The sequence below is a fragment of the Streptomyces sp. NPDC051172 genome, from assembly GCF_040682555.1.
In the GTDB taxonomy this organism is placed as follows: Bacteria; Actinomycetota; Actinomycetes; order Streptomycetales; family Streptomycetaceae; genus Streptomyces.
Genome location: NZ_JBFBBE010000088.1, coordinates 1 through 20,380, shown reverse-complemented (window position 1 = coordinate 20,380; position 20,380 = coordinate 1). Strand labels below are relative to the sequence as shown.

Sequence of the window (20,380 nt, the reverse complement as noted above, 5' to 3'; positions counted from 1 at the left end):
ACATGCCACGCAGACGTACGACCCTTGCATCCCGCCGCGCGACCCACCGCCTGGCCGCCGACGCGGGCCTCCTCGTCGCGGCCGCCGCCTTCGCGCTCCCCCTGGCCTGGGTCGTCCTGTCCTCCCTGGACCCGCAGGCCGGCCTCAAGGTGAAGGTCCCGGACAGCCTGACCCTGTCCAATTTCGACGCCGTACTGACGCCGGACATCACCCTCACGCCCTTGCTGAACAGCCTGATCCTGTGCGGAGGCGGGACGCTGCTGACCGTGGTGTGCGCGGCGCTGGCGGCTTATCCGTTGTCGCGGTTCCGGTCGCGGCTGAACCGTCCGTTCCTGCTCACGATTCTGTTCGCGACGAGTCTGCCGATCACGGCGATCATGGTGCCGGTGTACGCGTTGTTCGTGCAGGTGAATCTGATCGACACCGTGCAGGGCACGATCTTCTTCTTCGCCGCGTCCCAGCTTCCCTTCGCCATCTGGCTGATGAAGAACTTCATGGACGGGGTGCCGAAGGAACTGGAGGAGGCCGCATGGACGGACGGCGCGGGATCCCTTCAGTCCCTGGTACGGATCGTGCTGCCGCTGATGGGGCCGGGGGTGGCGGTGGTGACCGTCTTCTCGTTCGTGATGATGTGGGGGAACTTCTTTGTCCCGTTCATGCTCCTGCTTACGCCGGATCAGATGCCGGCGAGTGTGAGCATCAATGAGTTCTTCGGGAATCGGGGGATGGTGGTGTACGGGCAGCTGGCGGCGTTTTCGGTTATCTATTCGACGCCGGTGATCTTGCTGTATGTGTTGGTGGCCAGGCGGTTGGGTGGGGGGTTTGCTTTGGGTGGGGCTGTCAAGGGGTGATGTCGTCGGCCCGGGTGCGGGCTTGGGCGGCTTCGGTGGGGGCGTTGGCCCGGGTGTAGGCGTCGGCGGCCTGGAGGTAGCAGGCGTGGGCGGGGCGGGCGGCGTCCTGGTGGACGAGAGCCAAGTTGTGGAGCGTCTGGCCTGTCCCGTACCAGTCCTCGAATTCCCGGAACACCTCCAGGGCCTTCCCGTACGCCTCAACGGCCTCCTCCCCCCGGCCCGCCTTCCACAGGGCGACACCGAGGTTGTTCCACGCGCTGGCTTCGCGGTGGCGGTCTCCGGCGGCTTGGTACAGGTCGCGGGCCCGGGTGTGGGCGTTGACAGCCTCCTCGGCCCGGCCCGTCTCCCGTAGGGCGTTGCCGAGGTTGTTCCACGCGATGGCCTCGCCGACCTGGTCCCCGGCGTGGTGGTCAGCCTCCCGCGCGGCACCGCAGACGGTGATCGTGTCGTCGAAATAGCGCCGCCAGCCCAGATACACCGCCTGGCACTGTGACAGCCGCACGGCCGCATCCGCGTACCGGTCCTCCCGCGCCCACTGCACCGCCGCCACCAGCCCGCCCCGCTCACCGTCCAGCCACGCCAACGCCCCCGCCAAGGCAGCACCGCCCACATGCGCGTCCTACTCCGGCAGCACCCCCGCCCGAAACGGCTCCACCCCCACGACCCGCCGCACCCGCACCGGCTCGATCAGCAGCATCACCCGCTGCTCCCCGGGCAGCAGCCACGGATACCGGTCCTCGCCGATGTACTTCCGGGCCAGGCGGTCCATGCCGCGCTCCGCCTCCTCCCCCTCCACGAACCGGGCGACCCGCCCCCGGATCTCGGCCCGGTCGTACGGGTTGTCGGCGTCGTGGTGGGACAGCGAGACGTTGGGATTGAGCCGCAGGTTGTCGATCTTCACGCGGCCGATCGACGTATTGACCATGACGTACACGTCTTCGATGTCCGCCCACATAGGCGAGACATGCGGCATCCCGTCCGCGCCCACCGTGGCGAGGTGCCAGAAGTTCGGCGCCAGCAGACGCTCGCGAATATGCCCCTCGAGCTTGACGTTCACAAAGTCGCCGCCTCTCGGGCCGCCCGTCCGGACGGCTTCGCGCCATCCTCGCCAGCGCGCCCGTCACGACGACAGACGATCTTCGGCCACCCCGTCCAATCCGCACGCGTGGCCGAATCCGTACGTTTCTACAATCCGTGATCCTGGCCGAACAGACCGTAGTCATCGTGTCACGGCCCGCCTACGTTGTGGCCCGTGCGCCAACGTCCAGCCCGCTCGAACCAGCCCGCCCCGCCCTTCAACGCCCCCGCCGCCCGCCGGCTCCGCACGGCCCTCAACATGGGCCCCGAACATGTCGCCTACGGTCTGCGTGTCTCATACGGGCTGCCGTACGTCTCCCCGGATCTCGTCCTCGCCTGGGAGCGCGGCTCCGTCACCCCTTCCAGCCCCGAACTCACCGCTCTCGCAGGCGTGTTGTGGTGCTCCCCCGGTGAGATCACCGGACCGCCCCGCACCCTGCGCGAGCACCGCATCGCCCGCGGCCTCGCCCCGGAGGACGTCGCCCGCACGGTCGGCCTGGAGTTCCTCGCCTATATGCACATGGAGGAGCACAACGCCTGGCGCGGCAACGAGCGCCAGTCGGCCACCCTCGCCGATGTGCTCGACCTCTCGCTCCCGGACTTCGTCACCGTCACGGGACGCGAGCCGAAGCTGGCCGAGCTGCTGCGCAGTGCGGTGACCACGCGCTGGCAGGCGTACGTCCGCCCGGTGGCCAAAACCGTACCCCTGGACCGGCGCCTCCTGGAGGACGCCCTCCAAGCGCTGCACCAGGAGTACCAGGGGCAGATGGTCGCCTCGCTGAGCTGGGGCGACGGAAACGCGGCCAGCGAGTCGAGCGACTCCGGCCGCGAGTTCCTGGACCGCATCGTCGACCACTTCTGGGCAGCGGTCCAGGACACCACCGGATGAGGCGGACCCAGGGCCTCTAGAAGACCGACTCCGCCTCGTCCATCCGGTCCTTCGGGACCGTCTTCAGCTCGGTCACCGCCTCCGCCAGCGGCACCATCACGATGTCCGTACCGCGCAGAGCCGTCATCCGGCCGAACTCGCCACGGTGCGCCGCCTCCACCGCGTGCCAGCCGAAGCGGGTGGCGAGGACGCGGTCGTAGGCGGTGGGGACGCCGCCGCGCTGCACATGGCCGAGGATGACCGGCTTGGCCTCCTTGCCGAGCCGCCGCTCCAGCTCGTACGCCAGTGCCGTGCCGATGCCCTGGAAGCGCTCGTGGCCGAACTGGTCGATCTCGCCCTTGCCGTAGTCCATGGTGCCCTCGGCGGGGTGGGCGCCCTCCGCCACGCACACGACTGCGAACTTCTTGCCGCGGGAGAAGCGCTCCTCGACCATCTTGACGAGGTCGGCCGGGTCGAAGGGGCGCTCGGGCAGACAGATGCCGTGCGCACCGGCCGCCATGCCGGACTCGAGGGCGATCCAGCCCGCGTGCCGGCCCATGACCTCGACGACCATCACGCGCTGGTGCGACTCGGCCGTGGTCTTCAGGCGGTCCATCGCCTCCGTGGCGACCCCGACCGCGGTGTCGAAACCGAAGGTGCGGTCCGTGGAGGAGATGTCGTTGTCGATCGTCTTCGGGACGCCGACCACCGGCAGGCCCGCGTCGCTGAGCATGCGGGCCGCGGTCAGCGTGCCCTCGCCGCCGATCGGGATCAGCGCGTCGATGCCGAAGTCACGGGCGATGTCGGCCGCGCTCTCACAGGCCTCGCGCAGTCGGTCCCGCTCCAGCCGGGAGGAGCCCAGGATGGTGCCGCCGCGGGCCAGGATGCCGCCGACGTCGTCGAGGTCGAGGGAGCGGTAGCGGCCGTCGAGCAGACCGGCGTAGCCGTCCTCGAAGCCGATGACCTCGTCGCCGTACTGGGCGACCGCTCGGTGCACGACCGACCGGATCACGGCGTTCAGGCCGGGGCAGTCGCCGCCTGCGGTGAGAACTCCGATGCGCATCGTGCTGTGTCTCCTGCTCGCTGTCGTTACCGGTGAGCCAGCCCGGTGGTTTCCGGTGAGCCGGTCCGATTGTTTCATGCCCGACAGGACGATATCCCTTCTGTCAGCTATGGCCCGATTGGCCCTATCGGGACGTCGGTCCCGACCCCCATCCTGACGGGCGCCTTATCCAGCGTCAGGGGTATTGTCAAGAGGGTTCCGCTCACCTCGGTGGGCGATTTTTATAACGGCGCAGGGAAGGGGCGAGCACGCGTGACGCGCAGCGTGTACGTGACCGGGATCGACCGGGGCGACGGCCGTCAGGTCGTGGAGCTGGGGGTCATGGAGCTCCTGACCCGGCAGGTCGACCGGGTCGGGGTGTTCCGGCCGCTCGTCCACCACCAGCCCGACCGCCTGTTCGAGCTGCTCCGCGCCCGCTACCGGCTCTCCCAGGACCCGGCCACCGTCTACGGCATGGACTACCACGAGGCGTCCGCCCTCCAGGCGGAGCAGGGGACGGACGAACTGGTGTCCACCCTCGTGGAACGCTTCCTCGTGGTCGCGCGCGACTACGAGGTCGTCCTCGTCCTGGGCACGGACTTCGCCGACACCCAGCTCCCCGACGAGCTCTCCCTCAACGCCCGGCTGGCGAACGAGTTCGGCGCGTCCGTGCTCCCGGTCGTGGGCGGCCGGGGGCAGACCACCGAGTCCGTGCTCGCCGAGACGCGCAACGCCTTCCGCGCGTACGAGAGCCTGGGCTGCGACGTCCTCGCCATGGTGACCAACCGGGTCGCGCGCGAGGACCGGGAGGAGATCGCACAGAAGCTCGACTCCCGCCTCCCCGTGCCGTGCTACGTCGTCCCGGACGACCCCGCCCTCGCCGCCCCCACCGTCTCCCAGATCGGCCAGGCGCTGGGCGCGAAGGTCGTCCTCGGCGACGACTCGGGGCTGGCGCGCGACGCCCTGGACTTCGTCTTCGGCGGTGCGATGCTGCCGAACTTCCTGTCCGCCCTGACCCCGGGCTGTCTGGTGGTGACCCCGGGCGACCGCGCCGACCTGGTCGTCGGCTCGCTGGCCGCGCACAGCGCCGGCACCCCGCCGATAGCCGGGGTGCTGCTCACCCTGAACGAGGTGCCGAGCAACGAGATCCTCACCCTCGCCGCCCGCCTCGCCCCGGGCACCCCGGTGCTCTCGGTGCCCGGCAACAGCTTCCCGACCGCCGCCGAACTCTTCGCCCTGGAGGGAAAGTTGAACGCGGCGACGCCACGCAAGGCGGAGACCGCGCTCGGCCTCTTCGAGCGGTACGTCGACACCGGCGACCTCATCAAGCGGGTCTCCGCGCCCAGCAGCGACCGTCTCACCCCGATGATGTTCGAGCACAAGCTGCTCGAACAGGCCCGCTCCGACAAGCGCCGGGTCGTCCTGCCGGAGGGAACCGAGGAGCGCGTCCTGCACGCCGCCGAGGTGCTGCTGCGCCGCGGTGTCTGCGACCTCACCCTGCTCGGCCCGGTCGAGCAGATCCGCAAGAAGGCCGCCGACCTGGGCATCGACCTGGGCGAGTGCCGGCTGATCGACCCTGCGACCAGCGAGTTGCGTGACTCCTTCGCCGAGATGTACGCGCAGTTCCGCGCCCACAAGGGCGTCACCGTGGAGCTGGCGTACGACGTGGTCTCGGACGTCAACTACTTCGGCACGCTGATGGTCCAGGAAGGGCTGGCGGACGGCATGGTCTCCGGGTCCGTCCACTCGACGGCCGCGACCATCCGCCCGGCCTTCGAGATCATCAAGACGAAGCCCGAGGCCGACATCGTCTCGTCCGTCTTCTTCATGTGCCTCGCCGACAAGGTCCTCGTCTACGGCGACTGCGCCGTGAACCCCGACCCGGACGCCGAGCAGCTGGCCGACATCGCCATCCAGTCGGCCGCCACCGCCGAGCAGTTCGGCGTGGAGCCGCGGATCGCGATGCTGTCGTACTCGACGGGTACGTCCGGCTCGGGCGCCGACGTGGACAAGGTGCGGGAGGCGACCGAGCTGGTCCGGGGAAGGCGCCCCGACCTGAAGATCGAGGGGCCGATCCAGTACGACGCCGCGGTGGAACCGACGGTCGCGGCGACCAAGCTGCCGGAGTCCGAAGTCGCCGGGCAGGCAACGGTTCTGATCTTCCCTGACCTCAATACAGGTAACAACACCTACAAGGCCGTGCAGCGCTCGGCCGGCGCGATCGCCGTCGGGCCGGTGCTGCAGGGTCTGCGCAAGCCCGTCAACGACCTGTCCCGGGGCGCTCTTGTCTCGGACATCGTCAACACCGTCGCCATCACCGCCATACAGGCCCAGCACCCGAACGAGAAGGCGTCCGCCCAGTGAGCCCGACCCGTGTCCTCGTCCTCAACTCCGGCTCCTCGTCGGTGAAGTACCAGCTGCTCGACATGCGGGACAGCAGCCGGCTCGCCATGGGCCTCGTCGAGCGGATCGGCGAGGAGACCTCACGGCTCAGGCACACGCCGCTCGGGACGGGCGGCGAGACCCGTGAGTGGAGCGGGTCGATCGCCGACCACGAGGCGGCCCTGAAGGCCGTCTCGGAGGAGCTGGCGAAGGACGGGCTGGGGCTGGACTCCCCCGAGCTCGCCGCGATCGGGCACCGGGTCGTGCACGGCGGCAAGTCCTTCACCGAACCGACCGTGATCGACGACGCCGTGCTCGCCGAGATCGAGCGGCTGATACCGGTGGCACCCCTGCACAACCCGGCCAACCTCACCGGCATCCGCACCGCGCAGGCGCTGCGGCCCGACCTGCCGCAGGTCGCCGTCTTCGACACCGCGTTCCACACGACGATGCCGGAGTCGGCCGCCCGCTACGCCATCGACGTACAGACCGCCGACAAGTACCGGATCCGGCGCTACGGCTTCCACGGGACCTCGCACGCGTATGTGTCCCGGGCCACCGCCGAGCTGCTGGGGAAGGCACCCGAGGAGGTCAACGTCATCGTGCTGCACCTCGGCAACGGGGCGTCCGCGTCTGCCGTGCGGGGCGGGAAGTGCGTGGACACCTCCATGGGGCTGACGCCTTTGGAGGGGCTCGTGATGGGTACGCGATCCGGGGACATGGATCCGGCCGTCATCTTCCATTTGATGCGTGTTGGCGGAATGTCCACTGACGAGATCGACACTCTTCTCAACAAGAAGAGCGGGTTGATCGGGCTGTGCGGTGACAACGACATGCGGGAGATCCGTCGCCGGGTCGACGATGGTGACGAAGAGGCGCAGCTCGCCTTCGACATCTACATTCACCGGCTGAAGAAGTACATCGGTGCCTATTACGCCGTACTCGGCCGGGTGGACGCGGTCGCCTTCACGGCGGGAGTCGGGGAGAACGCGAGCCCGGTGCGGGAGGCTGCCCTTGCGGGCCTTCAGGAGCTGGGCCTTGCGGTGGACAGCGAGCTGAACGCCGTACACAGCGACGAACCGCGGTTGATCTCGCCGGCGCACGCGCGCGTGGCGGTCGCCGTGGTGCCGACCGACGAGGAACTGGAGATAGCCACACAGACCTACGCACTGGTCGGGCAGTAACGATATACGGCTTCGCCGCACGGCCGGTTGAAGAAGTCCGAGGAATACACCGCAGTAACACGCCTGAGCGCGGACCCGCCCATTTGTATCTTCCGCCAGACGGAATATTCCGCGGCGAAACAAACCGATAGGATCGCCCCATGCGCCGTTCGAAAATCGTCTGTACTCTCGGCCCCGCGGTCGACTCCCACGAAATGCTGGTCTCGATGATCGAGGCCGGAATGAACGTGGCCAGGTTCAACTTCAGCCACGGCACCCACGCCGAGCACCAGGGGCGGTACGACCGCGTCCGGGCCGCCTCCAAGGAGACCGGCCGTGCCATCGGTGTCCTCGCCGACCTGCAGGGTCCGAAGATCCGTCTGGAGACCTTCGCGGAAGGCCCGGTCGAGCTCGAGCGCGGTGACGAGTTCGTCATCACCATCGAGGACGTCCCGGGCGACAAGTCCATCTGCGGTACGACCTACAAGGGCCTGCCCGGTGACGTCGACCGCGGCGACCAGATCCTGATCAACGACGGCAACGTCGAGCTGAAGGTCCTGGACGTCGAGGGCCCCCGGGTCAAGACGATCGTCATCGAGGGCGGTGTCGTCTCCGACCACAAGGGCATCAACCTCCCCGGCACGGCCGTCAATGTGCCGGCGCTGTCCGAGAAGGACGTCGAGGACCTCCGCTTCGCGCTGCGCATGGGCTGCGACATGGTCGCGCTGTCCTTCGTCCGCGACGCCAAGGACGTGGACGACGTCCACCGCGTGATGGACGAGGAGGGCCGCCGCGTCCCCGTCATCGCCAAGGTGGAGAAGCCGCAGGCGGTCGAGAACATGGAGGCCGTCGTGATGGCCTTCGACGCGGTGATGGTCGCCCGCGGTGACCTCGCCGTGGAATACCCGCTCGAGAAGGTCCCCATGGTGCAGAAGCGCCTGATCGAGCTGTGCCGCCGCAACGCCAAGCCGGTGATCGTGGCGACCCAGATGATGGAGTCGATGATCACCAACTCCCGCCCCACCCGCGCCGAGGCCTCCGACGTGGCCAACGCGATCCTGGACGGCGCGGACGCGGTCATGCTGTCCGCGGAGTCCAGCGTGGGCGCCTACCCGGTCGAGACCGTGAAGACGATGTCGAAGATCGTCGCCGCGGCCGAGCAGGAGCTGCTCTCCAAGGGCCTGCAGCCGCTGGTGCCGGGCAAGAAGCCGCGTACGCAGGGTGGTTCGGTCGCCCGCGCCGCGTGCGAGATCGCGGACTTCCTGGGCGGCCGGGGCCTGGTGGCCTTCACGCAGTCCGGTGACACCGCCCGTCGGCTGTCGCGCTACCGCGCCCAGCAGCCGATCATCGCCTTCACCACCGACGAGAACACCCGCAACCAGCTCACCCTCAGCTGGGGCGTGGAGTCGCACGTGGTGCCGTTCGTGAACACCACGGACGAGATGGTCGACATGGTCGACCAGGAGATCGCCAAGATCAACCGCTTCAACCCGGGCGAGATCGTCATCATCACCGCCGGCTCGCCCCCCGGCGTCCCCGGCACCACCAACATGCTCCGCGTCCACCACATCGCGGGCGGCGGCGGCAACTGACGCAGCCACAAAGGCTCTTGTACGGCGCTGAGGGCGCCCCCTGCGAACAGGGGGCGCCCTCAGTCTTTCTGCGGCTCCCGGACGGGTCTGTGACGGCGTTCAGCCGGTTCCGTCGGTCGTGTAGATGCGCATGCCGGGCACGTTCAAGGTGCCGCCGAACTGCGCGGCCTGCACGACCTTCACGTTGGTGAAGTAGATCAACGGGATGTTCAGCGGAGGCGGGCTGTCCGGAGTGAACGTGAGCGGGATCAGGCCGAGCAGGTTCCCGGAGATGGACTCCGTGTACATCGTCGTCGGACCACCGGTGATCTTGGACGTCGTTCCCGGCCCGGCCTGCACGTGGTAGGTCTTGTTGATGCCGTGGTCCTTGACCGTCTGGTGCAGGTCGCCGATGTCGGTGCCGCCGGAGATGACGTACTTCAGCACCCTCTTGATCGTGCCGTTGGCCGTCCTCACCTTGACGATGCCCTGGTAGTCGGCACCCTTCAGCGTCAGCGAGCTGGCGTTCAGGTACCAGGGGTCGTCCGCCACCGGCACCTTGTTGTCGACGCCGCCCGTGGCGTCCGTGGCGGCCTCGCAGTTCGCCGCGTTCGCGGACGAGCTCGGCGAGGGGCTGGCGGAGGTGGCCGAATCGGCCGCCTTCTGGGCCGCCTTGGTGGCCTCCTCGGCCGCCTTGGTCGCCGTGTCGGTCGTGTCCTTCACGGTCTTGCCGACCGTGTCGGTGACCTTCTTGGTCGTCTCCTTGAGGGTGTCAGAGGCGCTCGTGCCCGACGACGAGTCCTTGCTCGTGCTCGCCGAGGCGGACGGGGTGGGCGTCGGGCTCGCGCTCGACGTGGAGCTGCCGCTGCCGCCCCCGAGGAGGCCGCCGAGCGCCTCGCCGATGCCGTCCAGCAGACCGCCGCCGCTGCTCGCGGACGCCGAGGGGCTCGGCGTGGCGGTGCCGCTGCCCGACGCGTCCTTGCTCGAACTCGCCGAGGCGGACGGCGTGGGCGTCGCCTTGTCGCCGGAACCTGAATCCGACGAACCGGTCTTGCCCGAGTCCGAGGAGTCCTTGGACGTGCCCGCAGAGGACGAGGGCGAGGGCGTCGCCTTGTCGGCCGTGGCACTTGAGCTCGCCGAGGCGGACGGCGACGGCGAGGCCGACGCGTTGTCGCCCAGCGCGGCCACACAGTTCTTGTACTCGTCCGCGGTCAGGCTCTTCGACGACGGCGACGAGCCGCCGCTGTCGGCGAGCGCGAGCGAGGACGTGAACCCCATTCCCATGAGGACCGCGGTCGGCATCGCCACCGTGGCTATCGCCTTGCCCGCCGGCATGTGGAACCTGGTGAACAGCGGCTTCTTGGGTGCCGCGTGGCGCGGCCCGGTTCTCACACGGGACTCGTCCACATCAGTCCCGTGGGTCACCTCGTCAGCCGGCACTGTGCCTCCCGTTCGCCCCGTTCGCCGGGCTCGTTCCTGACAGATCGATCGGCTCGCCCACCACGGGCTTGAGGATGGTGGTGTCCGTGTCCATCGCCTGCGGGGCACCGCCCGCTCCCGGCACGTCCTCCTGCGCCGCCTCGGCCGGCGGCTCATCCGGCGCCCAGGCCACGGCCATCGCCCCGCCGACCAGCGCGAACAGGAAGCCCAGCAGGAAGCCGCCGAGGTTGGACACGGGGATGGACACCAGCCCCAGCAGGATCGCCGCGACGCCCGCGAAGGTACGCACGTGCTTCTGGAACCAGAGGCTGAAGCCCAGGACGATCAGCAGCACACCGATGATCAGGGATCCGGCACCGGCGGTGGTGGACATCGCCAGCGTCAGATGCCCCACCTGCAGGTGGGCGTACGGGAAGTAGGCGATGGGGAGTCCGCCGAGCATGACGAACAGGCCGGCCCAGAACGGCCGCGTGCCCCGCCAGGCGCGGAACTGCGCCCTCCGGCGACTGAACTGGCCGGAGGGTACGGCAGGAGTCTCGGCGCTCATGGAATACAGCTCCCTGGTGCGGCTTTGCTGTGGTGATGGTGCTGTGGTGGTGAGTTGCAGTACGTGTGAAGAATGTGGTGGAAGGTGGACGGGCGGGGGCGCCCATCGGCTCCCCCGCCCGTCACCGAGTGCCTAGTAGCACTCGTGGGTGCCCGCCTGCACGGACATGCTCAGACCGCTGAGCTTGAAGGTTCCGGCAGTGGTCGCCCACGCCGTCTGCTGCACACCGGTCAGCGACGCCTTCTCAGCCTGCTGCGCGAATCCGAACGGGTTGGCGGCCTCGCCGCCACCCTTCATGCCCGGACCCTTGCCGCCCTTGTCCTTGCCCGTGTTGCCCGCGGCCACACCGATGTCGATGTTCGAGAACGTCGCATCGGTGGTGTCCAGCTTGTCGAGGTCGATGTACAGCTTGTCGGCCTCGACCGCGTCCTTGCCGTCACCCGCATGCAGGATCAGGCTGACACTGCCCAGCACCGGGATGTTCGGGGTGACCACCGACTGGCACAGATGGGTGATGGTCGCGTGATCGAACGCCGAGACCGCCACCGGACGGGTCGTCTTCTGGCCGTCGAGGGTGTACCCCGAGTCCAGGGCCCCGTACTGCTCGAAACCTGTACCTTCCAGCGTGGCGGCCGACACCTTGAACTGCTGGCCGGACACGCTGAACGACGCGGCGAGAGCGCCCTGCGCGAGGGCGACACCTATCGCGGCCGTAGCGGCGACGCTGGGCACCATGACCACAGCGAACCGCTTCCATCTGGTCCCGCCACGCACCTGGGACTCCATATTTCCTCCTTCTCGGACGTACATCTCCTGGCCCTGACTGCTGCCTGTCGGCGGCTCAGCCGGGCAGGGATGGGAGAAGTGCTACGTCCTCGGGAAGGAGAGCGCCCGCACTCGGAGGCGCAAACCGCGCACCGATCACCGGCGATCACCCCCGAGCGACAACCACTGGTCGCGCCTGACACACATCACGCACAACCTTGCTGGACAGGCTTCGCCGAGCCGACGAAGACCCCCCTGCCCAAGAGTCGGTGCCAGTAGACACAGGCTCTGCTCGGTGGGGACCCAGGAACTCCCGCGACCCAACCGGCTGTCGGGGTACGGGAAAGGACCGAGCGTCGCCGATCGTGGTGCATTCTCGCCGCCCGCACAAGGGGCTTCGTTACTGGGTAGTAACGGCCGGATAACCGAAGGACGACCCACAGGTCTCAGGTGGCGACGGAGGGTGCAGTCGAGGGCCCGGACAAAACTATTGATCGCTGGACAGAAACCGACAGACCAAAGCCCGGAACTTACTCCCAGTAACAGCGGCCGCGTTTACCAAGTTTTGGTAAAGCGCGGCCGCACTGACGTTCCTTCGGCAAATCTTTCACTCGGGCATCACATGCCCTGGTGTTTAGCGACTGGTCAGAACAGCGCCCGCGCGAGCGCCCGGCGGGCCGTCGCCACCCTCGGATCATCCGCCCCAACGACCTCGAAGAGCTCCAGCAGTCGCAGACGTACCGTGTCGCGGTCGTCACCCGCCGTGCGCCGGACGGTGTCGATGAGCCGCCCGAAGGCGTCCTCCACATGACCGCCGACCAGATCCAGATCGGCAGCTGCGATCTGCGCCTGTACGTCGGCCGGCTTCTCGGCGGCGTCCTTGCGCACCTGCTGCGGGTCGAGGCCGCCCACGCGCTGCAGCAACTCGGCCTGGGCGAGGCCCAGTTGGGCCTCCGGGTTGCCCGGGTCCTCACTCAGCACGTTCTTGTACGCCTGCACCGCACCGCCGAAGTCCCCCGAGTCCAGGGCTCGTACGGCCGCCTCGAGCAGCGCGTCGTACGGCCCGGCCGGCGCCGCCTCGGCCACTGCCTGGCCGCCGCCCGGCTCGGCGTCGGGGTCGACCGTCAGACCGGTCAGGCCGAAGCGCTGCTCGGCCACCTGTACGAGCTGGTCGAGGGTCTGGCGGATCTGCTGTTCGCCGGCGGCCCCCTGGAAGAGCGGCAGCGCCTGCCCCGCCACCACGGCGAAGACGGCCGGGATCCCCTGGATCCCGAACTGCTGCATCAGCATCTGGTTGGCGTCGACGTCGATCTTGGCGAGCAGGAAGCGGCCGTTGTACTCGACGGCGAGCCGCTCCAGGACCGGGCTCAGCTGCTTGCAGGGCTCGCACCACTCGGCCCAGAAGTCGATGACGACGGGCACCTCGGTGGACCGCTGCAGGACCTCGCGCTCGAAGGCGGCCTCGTCGACGTCGAGGACGAGATCGGCCGGGGAGACGGCTCCCGGGCCACCGCCCTGCCGGGCTGCTTCGGCGCGCGCCTGCTCCGCCTTCGCCTTGGCCTCCTGGGCCGCCTTCACCGCGGCGAGGTCGACGACTCCGCTCATGGACATGTTCCGTGGCTGCATGCGTCTATCCTCCCCCGTTCCCGCGCATGAGTGCTGCATACCCCGGGGGAAACCCCCGGACCCCCGTGCATTGAGAAAGCCGGTCCTGTTGCGTTCTGTTCGACGCCGGGTCCCCACCCCACGTCAGTGGTTGTCGCCCGTGGAGTCACTCACGAGCTTTCGCTACGAGTCGTAGCGTAATGGCACCGAGTGCCTCCCGGGTACCACCCCCCGGTGATCTCCCTCACGGCCTCACAGGAACTGCCGGTTATGGTCGTGGGATGCAGAGCCGCACTCGCGCCACCCGCGCCTCAGGACGCCCGCGCAGCGCCGAGGCGGACGCCGCGATCCTCGCGGCCACCCGGGAGGCCCTGGTGGAGCTGGGCTGGTCGAAGCTCACCCTGGGAGACGTGGCGACACGGGCCGGGGTTGCAAAGACGACCCTGTATCGCCGCTGGGCGGGCAAGAACGAACTCGTCGTCGACGCGGTGGCCGAGCTCTTCGACGAACTCGTCCTCCCCGACCGCGGCACCCTGGCGGCCGACATCGAGGGCGTGGTCCTGCAGTTCGCGGCCATCCTGGCCCGCCCGGAGGCCGCGAGCGGCCTGATGGCGGTCGTCGCGGAGTCGACCCGCGACGACGCCCTGCGGGAGCGGATCCGCTCCTCGATCGTGGAGCGCCAGAAGAGACTGGTCCTGGAGGGCCGCGCCCGCGCCCAGACCCGCGGCGAGCTGCCCCCCGAGACGGACCCCGCCGAGGCGGCCCGCACGGTCGACCTGATCTTCGACGTGGTCGCGGGCGCGGTGGTGCACCGCACGCTGGTGAGCGGGCACCCGGCGGACGAGGAGTGGGTGCGCGCGTTCACGACCCTGCTCCTGACCGGCCTGGGAGCGGCCGCCCAGCAGCCGTAGACGCTCCCTCTGCTACGAGGTCTACGACGCCGGGCCGGCCGGCGGGGCGCCGGTGACCGCGTCGCCGTAGAGCTGACCGACGCTCTTGCCGAAGTAGGCGCTGTAGGAGATCTGCGGGGTGTAACCGCCTGTGTGGTAGCCGCCGATGACGCCCACCACCGCCCAGCCGCCCTTCCACGGCACCAGCATCGGTCCGCCACTGGTGCCGTCCACGAACGCGTCGCAGGCGATGCGCGGATAGCTGCCGGGCTCGTCGGGGTCGTCGCTGTCGTAGCGGGTGGTGCGGCTCCAGCACTCCAGCGGCTTGTCCGCGCCTCCCGGGTAGCCGATCATCCGCACCGGGGCGTGGTGGTACCCGGTGTCGGTGAGCAGCTGCACCGCGCCGGCTGCGTCCTGCAGCAGCTTGCCGTCCTGGTTGGGCTCGGTGACGGCGAAGCCGTAGTCGTACTGGGCGCCGGCGTGCTCCTTCAGGTCGTAGTACTGCTGCGGGACGTAAACACGGTTGACCCGGACCGGGAACACGCCGAACGGCTTGAGTCCGTCGTGGTACTGCGGCACGAAGGCCAGGTTGCGGCGCGGGGAGGCGCCGGAGTACCCCCTCAGACAGTGGCCCGCGCTCAGCACCAGGTCGTGGCCCGGGCTGCGCACCACGGAGCCGCTGCAGGTGCGCCCGGTACCGCTGGTGTCGGTCCAGAAGAAGGTGCCGGTCTGGGGGATGCCGTCGAAGCTGTGGCTGGGCGGGATGAACTCGCCGGGCATGGGCCCGTCCACCGCGGAGGAGGCGGCGGCGCCGGTGTCCGGGGCGGTGGAGTAGACGGAATCCTTGTCCAGGGCGGTGTCGACGGGCAGCGCGGCCGTCAGCCGGGCCGGGTTCCAGTAGGCGTCCAGCCGTTGCGCCACCGGGTTCACCGGCGGCGGAACGGAATGTGCGGACGCGACCGGGACCAGTGCAGCGCACGGCAGCATGGCCACCGCGACCGCGACGGCGGCCCGTACCACTCTGGGTCTGAAAAACCTACGCACCGTCAGTTCCCCTGAGCATCGGCGGACTCGACGGGCCGATGCTATGCACGGGAACGATCGCGGGAAAGGAGGCAGGTCACATTTTTATAAACGGTTCTGCGGGGTAGGCGTCAGAACCCTGCCGGCTCGGTGTACACCCCCCACTCGTCCCGCAGCACCCCGCAGATCTCGCCCAGGGTCGCCTCGGCGCGTACGGCGTCCAGCATCGGCTCGATCATGTTGGTGCCCGAGCGGGCGGCGGCGAGCATGGCGTCCAGGGCCGCCCGCACCCCGGCCTCGTCCCGCGCGGCCCTGCGGTCGCCCAGCACCCGCACCTGCTCCCGCTCCACCTCGTGGCTGACCCGCAGGATCTCCAGGTCCCCGGTGACGGACCCGTGGTGGACGTTCACGCCGACGACCCGCTTGTCACCCTTCTCCAGGGCCTGCTGGTACCGGAAGGCCGACTCGGCGATCTCGCCCGTGAACCAGCCGTCCTCGATCCCGCGCAGGATCCCGGAGGTGATCGGCCCGATCGGGTGCTGCCCGTCCGGATGTGCCCGCAGCCCCCGCTCCTTTATCTGCTCGAAGATCTTCTCCGCGTCCGCCTCGATCCGGTCCGTCAGCTGCTCGACGAACCACGAACCACCCAGCGGATCGGCCACGTTGGCGACCCCGGTCTCCTCCATCAGCACCTGCTGGGTGCGCAGCGCGATCTCCGCGGCCTGCTCGCTGGGCAGCGCGAGGGTCTCGTCCAGGGCGTTGGTGTGCAGCGAGTTGGTCCCGCCGAGCACCGCCGCGAGCGCCTCCACGGCCGTACGCACGACGTTGTTGTACGGCTGCTGGGCGGTCAGCGAGACACCGGCGGTCTGCGTGTGGAAGCGCAGCCACTGCGCCTTCTCGGACCTCGCCCCGTACACGTCCCGCATCCAGCGGGCCCAGATGCGCCGCGCCGCGCGGAACTTGGCGATCTCCTCGAAGAAGTCGACGTGCGCGTCGAAGAAGAAGGACAGCCCGGGCGCGAACACGTCGACGTCCAGTCCGCGGGAGAGCCCCAGCTCCACGTACCCGAACCCGTCGGCCAGCGTGTACGCCAGCTCCTGCGCGGCCGTCGACCCGGCCTCGCGGATGTGGTAGCCGGAGACGGACAGCGGCTTGTAGGCGGGGATGCCTGCGGCGCAGTACTCCATCAGGTCGCCGATCAGCCGCAGATGGGGCTCCGGCTGGAACAGCCATTCCTTCTGGGCGATGTACTCCTTGAAGATGTCGGTCTGGAGCGTGCCGTTGAGCACCCGCGGATCGACGCCCTGCCGCTCGGCGGCGACGAGGTACATGCAGAACACGGGCACGGCGGGCCCGCTGATGGTCATGGAGGTGGTGACGTCCCCCAGCGGGATGTCCTTGAACAGGACCTCCATGTCGGCGGCGGAGTCGATGGCGACCCCGCAGTGTCCGACCTCGCCGAGCGAGCGGGGATCGTCGGAGTCGCGCCCCATGAGGGTCGGCATGTCGAAGGCGACGGACAGACCGCCCCCGCCGTTGGCGAGGATCATCTTGTAGCGCTCGTTGGTCTGCTCGGCGTTCCCGAACCCGGCGAACTGCCGGATGGTCCACGTACGCCCTCGATAGCCGGTCGGGTACAGCCCGCGCGTGAAGGGGTACTCCCCCGGCCACCCGATCCGCTCGAAGCCGTCATACGCGTCTCCCGGCCGGGGCCCGTACACGGGCTCCACGGGATCTCCGGAGAGCGTGGTGAAGTCGGCCTCACGCTTGCGCGAAGCGTCGTACCGGGCCTGCCAGCGACGGCGGCCCTCCTCGATGGCGTCAGCGTCCATACCCTCGAATTTACTAGGACGTCCTAGTAAATGTCGAGGGGAAGCCGCGAGCGGGGCCCGGCTGCGGCACAGCGCCCGGCCCGGCGCCTCGGCCCGTCCTGGGCGGTCCGCTACTGGGACTTCTTCCCCGACGATCCCGCCGCCGCGCTGGATCTGTCCGACGGCCTGGTCTCGGATCCGTACACGTGGGAGGGCTCGGCGCCGGCGCAGCGGCTCGCGGACGAGCTCGGACCGTCGCGGACGGTGACCTGCAAAAGCCTGGCCAACGGCGGCTCGGCGGCCATCACGTCAGGGATCGTCAGACCTTCGCGACCGCGGGCGAGCCCTCGGTGAACTTCGTCTCCAGCTCGTGGCTGATCTTTCGCTCGACGAAGAAGGCGGCCGTCGGGATCGTCCCGGCGAGCAGCACCCACAGCTGCTTGCCGACCGGCCACTTCGCCTTGGAGCCCAGGTCGAAGGCGAAGATCAGGTAGACCACGTAGAGCCAGCCGTGCGCGATGGCGACGACGCGGGTGAAGTCCGCGGCGCCGCTGACATCCAGGCCGTACTTGGCGATCATGCTCAGGCACAGCAGGACCAGCAGGACACCGGTGACGTAGGCCATGACGCGGTAGCGGGTCAGCACGCTCTTCTTCATGGCGTCGAGCGTAACCGCCCGTTCCGGGAGATCTTGGGCCGGGTCATTCCTCGGCGAAGTCGGCCGCCGCCACCCGCAGCGGCCGCAGCATCGCGAAGATCTCCGCGCACTCCTCGGCGTCGTACGCACCGAGGCCGAAGTCCATCGCCATCAGGTCGCGGGTGGCCGCCTCGACGACCTCGCGGCCCTTGTCGGTGATGGAGGCGAGGGTGCCGCGCCCGTCGTTGGGGTTGGGGCGCTTGGCCACCAGGCCCGACTTCACCAGGCGGTCGACGGTGTTCGTCACCGAGGTGGGGTGGACCATGAGCCGCTCGCCGATCTTCGACATCGTCAGCTCGCCCTCCTTGGAGAAGGTGAGCAGAACCAGCGCCTCGTACCGCGCGAACGTCAGTCCGTACGGCTTGACCACCGCGTCGACCTCGGCGAGCAGGATCTGGTGTGCGCGCATGATCGAGGTGATGGCGGCCATGGACGGCACGTTTCCCCAGCGCTGCTTCCAGAGTTCGTCGGCGCGGGCGATCGGGTCGAAAGGAAGGCTGAGCGGCTTCGGCACGGAACCGACCTTACCGGCCGGTCACATGGTGGTCAGCCCCGTCTCGTCTTTCGGTCCGCCGGGCTTCCAGGACGAGAGGTACGCAGCACACCGCGCCCAGCGCTCCGGCCCCCGCCACGGTGGCCGGCACCCCCGCGAACTCCGCGACGACCCCCGCCAGCGCCATCCCCACCCCCTGGATCGTCATCAGCCCGGCGGTGAGCAGGGTCATGGCCCGTCCGCGCAGTTCCTCCGGCACGGCCCGCACGAACCACTGGTCCAGGCCCAGCGTGTACGCCGACCCCGCCCCCGAGAGCAGCAGCAGGAGGAGGGCGGGGGCGAGGCCGGGGTGCAGGACGTAGCCGAGGTACGGGAGAAGAGTGAAGGCGACAAGAGGGAGAGCGATGCGTTCGCGGGTCGCGGGGCGCAGGCGGGAGCCCGCGTACAGCTCGCCGGAGATGGTGCCCACCGGCAGCGCGCACATCAGCAGGCCCAGGCCGACCGGACCGGCGGCCAGCTCGTCGGCATAGGGGGCCGCCAGCGCCTCGGGCGTCACGGCGAACATGGGCGGCACCCAGAAGAGAAGGAGCAGGGCACGTGCGCGGCGGTCTGCGAGAACCTGGCGGGCGCCCTTGAGTGAGTCCGTGACCAGGGCGTCCCCCGCCGAGCTGCGAGCGGGCCTGTGCCGGGTGCCGAAGCGCAGGAGGGCGGCGGAGGCGCCGAAGCCGGCCACGGTGATCAGGAGGGCGTGGCGCGGGGTCACGGCGATCAGGAGCAGTCCGCCCAGGCCGTATCCGACGAGCAGCGCGCTCTGCGACACGATCCGCAGCAGGGAGCGGCCCAGCACGAACAGGTCGCCGTCGCCGAGGATGTCGGCGAGCGTGGCCGTCCTCGTCCCCTGGAACACCGGCGAGACGACGGCGACGCAGCAGCGCAGGGCGAGCAGGACCGCGATGTGCGGACCGGCGGCCACCATCAGGGCCACGCCCGCCGCCTGTGCCATGTCACACACCACCAGCACCCGCCGGGGCGGGAAGCGGTCGGCGACTCCCGCGAGCAGGGTCCCGCCCACGACGTACGGCAGAAAGCCGAGTGCGAAGGTGAGCGCGCTCATCAGGGGCGAGCCGGTGAGGTCGTAGACGAGGACCGACAGCGCGATCTCGCTGACGATCACCCCGAGCAGCGAGAGGGCGTGGGCCGCGAAGACGGCACGGAACTCGCGGACGGCGAACACGTCGAGATAGCGGCCGTGACCGGCGGAAGGCGCCTGTGGTCCGGGCAGGGTCGTAGTGCCCTCGGGCTCGTCTGATGGCATGGGCAGCAGCGTCCCCGGCCCAGGTGCGGCATTCTAGAGATTCGGCTCCAGCCGAATGTCGAGTTCGGTGCCGAGGGAGGGGCCTGTGCCGTCACGGCTGCACTTCGGAGAGGACGACTTCCTCCGCTGCCGCTTCGCGGTGTCCCCGCTGTGGGAGACCCAGGAGGTCGTGCGCATGCTCAAGCGGCCCGAGCGGCAGGGCTACCACGCGCACTGGCTGCGCCGTATGGGCCGGGTGGCGGCCGGGCTCGACCTCACCGCTCTGTGGCTGCTGATGCCCCGGCGCGGCCACTGCCCCGACTGGCTCTGCCCGCCCCCGATCGGCCCTGCCGCCGGCTTCGAGGAGGAGATCGCCGCCGTGCGGGCGAGCGACCCGGAGGCGGCCTGCGCGGACACCGCGCTGTCCCTTGCGGACACGCCGGGCGCCCTCGACTCGCCGCAGGCCCGCAGGTGGCTGAAGGACCCCGTCCGCATGATCGAGGAACTGTCGGACGCGATGGAGGAGGCCTGGCGCGCGCTCATCGCCCCGGACTGGCCCCGGCTGCGCACCCTCCTGGAGGCCGACGTCGCCTTCCACTCGCGGCGGCTGGCCGAGGTCGGGCTCGGCGGGCTGCTGCCGGAGATCAACCTGCGGTTCGGCTGGCAGGCCGGGACGCTCACCGTCGAGTTCCAGGGCCAGCACGAGCGGCGGCTCGGCGGACAGGGCCTGGTCCTGATGCCCAGCGTCTTCATCTGGCCGGACGTGACCCGTCTGGAACGGCCGCGCAGGACGCTCCGTCCGGGAGACCACCGAGTGGATCCGCTACGAGGCGCTCGCCAACCTCCTCTTCGCCCCGCTGG

At 69.5% G+C, this 20,380-nt stretch carries 20 protein-coding genes; 8 read left to right on the top strand and 12 right to left on the bottom strand.

Features of this window, described 5'->3' with window-relative positions:
* Positions 1–2: 2 nt before the first annotated feature.
* The gene (locus AB0N07_RS36720) at positions 3–851 is read left to right on the top strand and encodes a carbohydrate ABC transporter permease (protein ID WP_365842776.1); all 849 of its coding nucleotides are present in this window, start codon (positions 3–5) and stop codon (positions 849–851) included.
* On the opposite strand, the gene AB0N07_RS36715 is transcribed toward AB0N07_RS36720, so the two are convergent.
* Together AB0N07_RS36715 and AB0N07_RS36710 are read right to left on the bottom strand one after the other, a co-directional pair.
* Positions 841–1,461: a tetratricopeptide repeat protein gene (locus AB0N07_RS36715; protein ID WP_365842774.1), complete on the bottom strand. Its 621-nt coding sequence runs from the start codon at positions 1,459–1,461 to the stop codon at positions 841–843. The two genes, AB0N07_RS36720 and AB0N07_RS36715, sit on opposite strands and share 11 nt — an antisense overlap.
* A gap of 9 nt (positions 1,462–1,470) precedes the next feature.
* The gene (locus AB0N07_RS36710; RefSeq protein WP_365842772.1) at positions 1,471–1,908 is read right to left on the bottom strand and encodes a PPOX class F420-dependent oxidoreductase; all 438 of its coding nucleotides are present in this window, start codon (positions 1,906–1,908) and stop codon (positions 1,471–1,473) included.
* Positions 1,909–2,103: 195 nt separating this feature from the next.
* On the opposite strand from AB0N07_RS36710, the gene AB0N07_RS36705 reads away from it, so the two are divergent.
* A complete protein-coding gene (locus AB0N07_RS36705) occupies positions 2,104–2,817 on the top strand; it encodes a helix-turn-helix transcriptional regulator (protein ID WP_365842770.1) in 714 nt (237 codons plus the stop codon).
* A gap of 16 nt (positions 2,818–2,833) precedes the next feature.
* Here the strand turns inward: AB0N07_RS36705 and AB0N07_RS36700 are convergent, their stop codons facing one another.
* Complete coding sequence (locus AB0N07_RS36700) at positions 2,834–3,859, bottom strand: ATP-dependent 6-phosphofructokinase (protein WP_365842768.1); 1,026 nt, start codon at positions 3,857–3,859, stop codon at positions 2,834–2,836.
* 252 nt (positions 3,860–4,111) lie between these two features.
* On the opposite strand from AB0N07_RS36700, the gene pta reads away from it, so the two are divergent.
* From pta to pyk, 3 genes are all read left to right on the top strand, one after another.
* Positions 4,112–6,202 (top strand): phosphate acetyltransferase, encoded by a 2,091-nt coding sequence (gene pta, locus AB0N07_RS36695; RefSeq protein WP_365842766.1) that lies wholly within the window; start codon positions 4,112–4,114, stop codon positions 6,200–6,202.
* Positions 6,199–7,404, top strand: a complete 1,206-nt coding sequence (locus tag AB0N07_RS36690; protein WP_365842764.1) for an acetate kinase — start codon at positions 6,199–6,201, stop codon at positions 7,402–7,404. Before pta ends, AB0N07_RS36690 begins: the two co-directional genes overlap by 4 nt.
* Before the next feature lie 140 nt (positions 7,405–7,544).
* The gene (pyk, locus tag AB0N07_RS36685) at positions 7,545–8,975 is read left to right on the top strand and encodes a pyruvate kinase (RefSeq protein ID WP_365842762.1); all 1,431 of its coding nucleotides are present in this window, start codon (positions 7,545–7,547) and stop codon (positions 8,973–8,975) included.
* Positions 8,976–9,074: 99 nt separating this feature from the next.
* On the opposite strand, the gene AB0N07_RS36680 is transcribed toward pyk, so the two are convergent.
* The 4 genes from AB0N07_RS36680 to AB0N07_RS36665 all read right to left on the bottom strand — a co-directional run bounded on the left by AB0N07_RS36680 (position 9,075) and on the right by AB0N07_RS36665 (position 13,332).
* Complete coding sequence (locus AB0N07_RS36680) at positions 9,075–10,394, bottom strand: hypothetical protein (RefSeq protein ID WP_365842760.1); 1,320 nt, start codon at positions 10,392–10,394, stop codon at positions 9,075–9,077.
* On the bottom strand, positions 10,384–10,941 hold the full coding sequence (locus AB0N07_RS36675; RefSeq protein WP_365842758.1) for a DUF6114 domain-containing protein: 558 nt from the start codon (positions 10,939–10,941) through the stop codon (positions 10,384–10,386). The genes AB0N07_RS36680 and AB0N07_RS36675 overlap by 11 nt, the downstream gene beginning before the upstream one ends.
* A gap of 132 nt (positions 10,942–11,073) precedes the next feature.
* Positions 11,074–11,727, bottom strand: coding sequence for a DUF6230 family protein (locus AB0N07_RS36670; RefSeq protein ID WP_365842756.1), 654 nt, complete (start codon positions 11,725–11,727; stop codon positions 11,074–11,076).
* Positions 11,728–12,351: 624 nt separating this feature from the next.
* Positions 12,352–13,332, bottom strand: coding sequence for a tetratricopeptide repeat protein (locus AB0N07_RS36665; RefSeq protein WP_365842754.1), 981 nt, complete (start codon positions 13,330–13,332; stop codon positions 12,352–12,354).
* Positions 13,333–13,592: 260 nt separating this feature from the next.
* On the opposite strand from AB0N07_RS36665, the gene AB0N07_RS36660 reads away from it, so the two are divergent.
* On the top strand, positions 13,593–14,222 hold the full coding sequence (locus tag AB0N07_RS36660; RefSeq protein WP_365842752.1) for a TetR/AcrR family transcriptional regulator: 630 nt from the start codon (positions 13,593–13,595) through the stop codon (positions 14,220–14,222).
* Positions 14,223–14,243: 21 nt separating this feature from the next.
* On the opposite strand, the gene AB0N07_RS36655 is transcribed toward AB0N07_RS36660, so the two are convergent.
* Complete coding sequence (locus AB0N07_RS36655) at positions 14,244–15,245, bottom strand: hypothetical protein (protein WP_365842750.1); 1,002 nt, start codon at positions 15,243–15,245, stop codon at positions 14,244–14,246.
* 110 nt (positions 15,246–15,355) lie between these two features.
* A complete protein-coding gene (locus tag AB0N07_RS36650) occupies positions 15,356–17,056 on the bottom strand; it encodes a methylmalonyl-CoA mutase family protein (RefSeq protein WP_365842748.1) in 1,701 nt (566 codons plus the stop codon).
* 30 nt (positions 17,057–17,086) lie between these two features.
* On the opposite strand from AB0N07_RS36650, the gene AB0N07_RS36645 reads away from it, so the two are divergent.
* Complete coding sequence (locus AB0N07_RS36645) at positions 17,087–17,389, top strand: hypothetical protein (protein WP_365842746.1); 303 nt, start codon at positions 17,087–17,089, stop codon at positions 17,387–17,389.
* Here the strand turns inward: AB0N07_RS36645 and AB0N07_RS36640 are convergent.
* The 3 genes from AB0N07_RS36640 to AB0N07_RS36630 are packed head-to-tail and all read right to left on the bottom strand — an operon-like array spanning position 17,355 to position 19,540.
* Complete coding sequence (locus tag AB0N07_RS36640) at positions 17,355–17,693, bottom strand: DUF3817 domain-containing protein (protein ID WP_115905829.1); 339 nt, start codon at positions 17,691–17,693, stop codon at positions 17,355–17,357. The two genes, AB0N07_RS36645 and AB0N07_RS36640, sit on opposite strands and share 35 nt — an antisense overlap.
* A 43-nt stretch (positions 17,694–17,736) precedes the next feature.
* Positions 17,737–18,246, bottom strand: a complete 510-nt coding sequence (locus AB0N07_RS36635) for a MarR family transcriptional regulator (RefSeq protein ID WP_365842743.1) — start codon at positions 18,244–18,246, stop codon at positions 17,737–17,739.
* A 10-nt stretch (positions 18,247–18,256) separates the two neighbouring features.
* A complete protein-coding gene (locus tag AB0N07_RS36630) occupies positions 18,257–19,540 on the bottom strand; it encodes an MFS transporter (RefSeq protein WP_365842741.1) in 1,284 nt (427 codons plus the stop codon).
* A gap of 85 nt (positions 19,541–19,625) precedes the next feature.
* Here AB0N07_RS36630 and AB0N07_RS36625 point away from each other — a divergent pair.
* A partial coding sequence (locus tag AB0N07_RS36625; protein ID WP_365842739.1) for a DUF5937 family protein occupies positions 19,626–20,380 on the top strand: 755 nt, incomplete at its 3' end.

What these genes read in the sequence shown, in the direction of transcription:
- AB0N07_RS36720 (WP_365842776.1), top strand. Translation starts at nt 3, where the DNA reads ATGCCACGCAGACGTACGACCCTTGCATCCCGCCGCGCGACCCACCGC.
- AB0N07_RS36700 (WP_365842768.1), bottom strand. Translation starts at nt 3,859, where the DNA reads ATGCGCATCGGAGTTCTCACCGCAGGCGGCGACTGCCCCGGCCTGAAC.
- pyk (WP_365842762.1), top strand. Translation starts at nt 7,545, where the DNA reads ATGCGCCGTTCGAAAATCGTCTGTACTCTCGGCCCCGCGGTCGACTCC.
- AB0N07_RS36675 (WP_365842758.1), bottom strand. Translation starts at nt 10,941, where the DNA reads ATGAGCGCCGAGACTCCTGCCGTACCCTCCGGCCAGTTCAGTCGCCGG.
- AB0N07_RS36670 (WP_365842756.1), bottom strand. Translation starts at nt 11,727, where the DNA reads ATGGAGTCCCAGGTGCGTGGCGGGACCAGATGGAAGCGGTTCGCTGTG.
- AB0N07_RS36665 (WP_365842754.1), bottom strand. Translation starts at nt 13,332, where the DNA reads ATGCAGCCACGGAACATGTCCATGAGCGGAGTCGTCGACCTCGCCGCG.
- AB0N07_RS36660 (WP_365842752.1), top strand. Translation starts at nt 13,593, where the DNA reads ATGCAGAGCCGCACTCGCGCCACCCGCGCCTCAGGACGCCCGCGCAGC.
- AB0N07_RS36650 (WP_365842748.1), bottom strand. Translation starts at nt 17,056, where the DNA reads ATGGACGCTGACGCCATCGAGGAGGGCCGCCGTCGCTGGCAGGCCCGG.
- AB0N07_RS36645 (WP_365842746.1), top strand. Translation starts at nt 17,087, where the DNA reads ATGTCGAGGGGAAGCCGCGAGCGGGGCCCGGCTGCGGCACAGCGCCCG.
- AB0N07_RS36640 (WP_115905829.1), bottom strand. Translation starts at nt 17,693, where the DNA reads ATGAAGAAGAGCGTGCTGACCCGCTACCGCGTCATGGCCTACGTCACC.
- AB0N07_RS36630 (WP_365842741.1), bottom strand. Translation starts at nt 19,540, where the DNA reads ATGCCATCAGACGAGCCCGAGGGCACTACGACCCTGCCCGGACCACAG.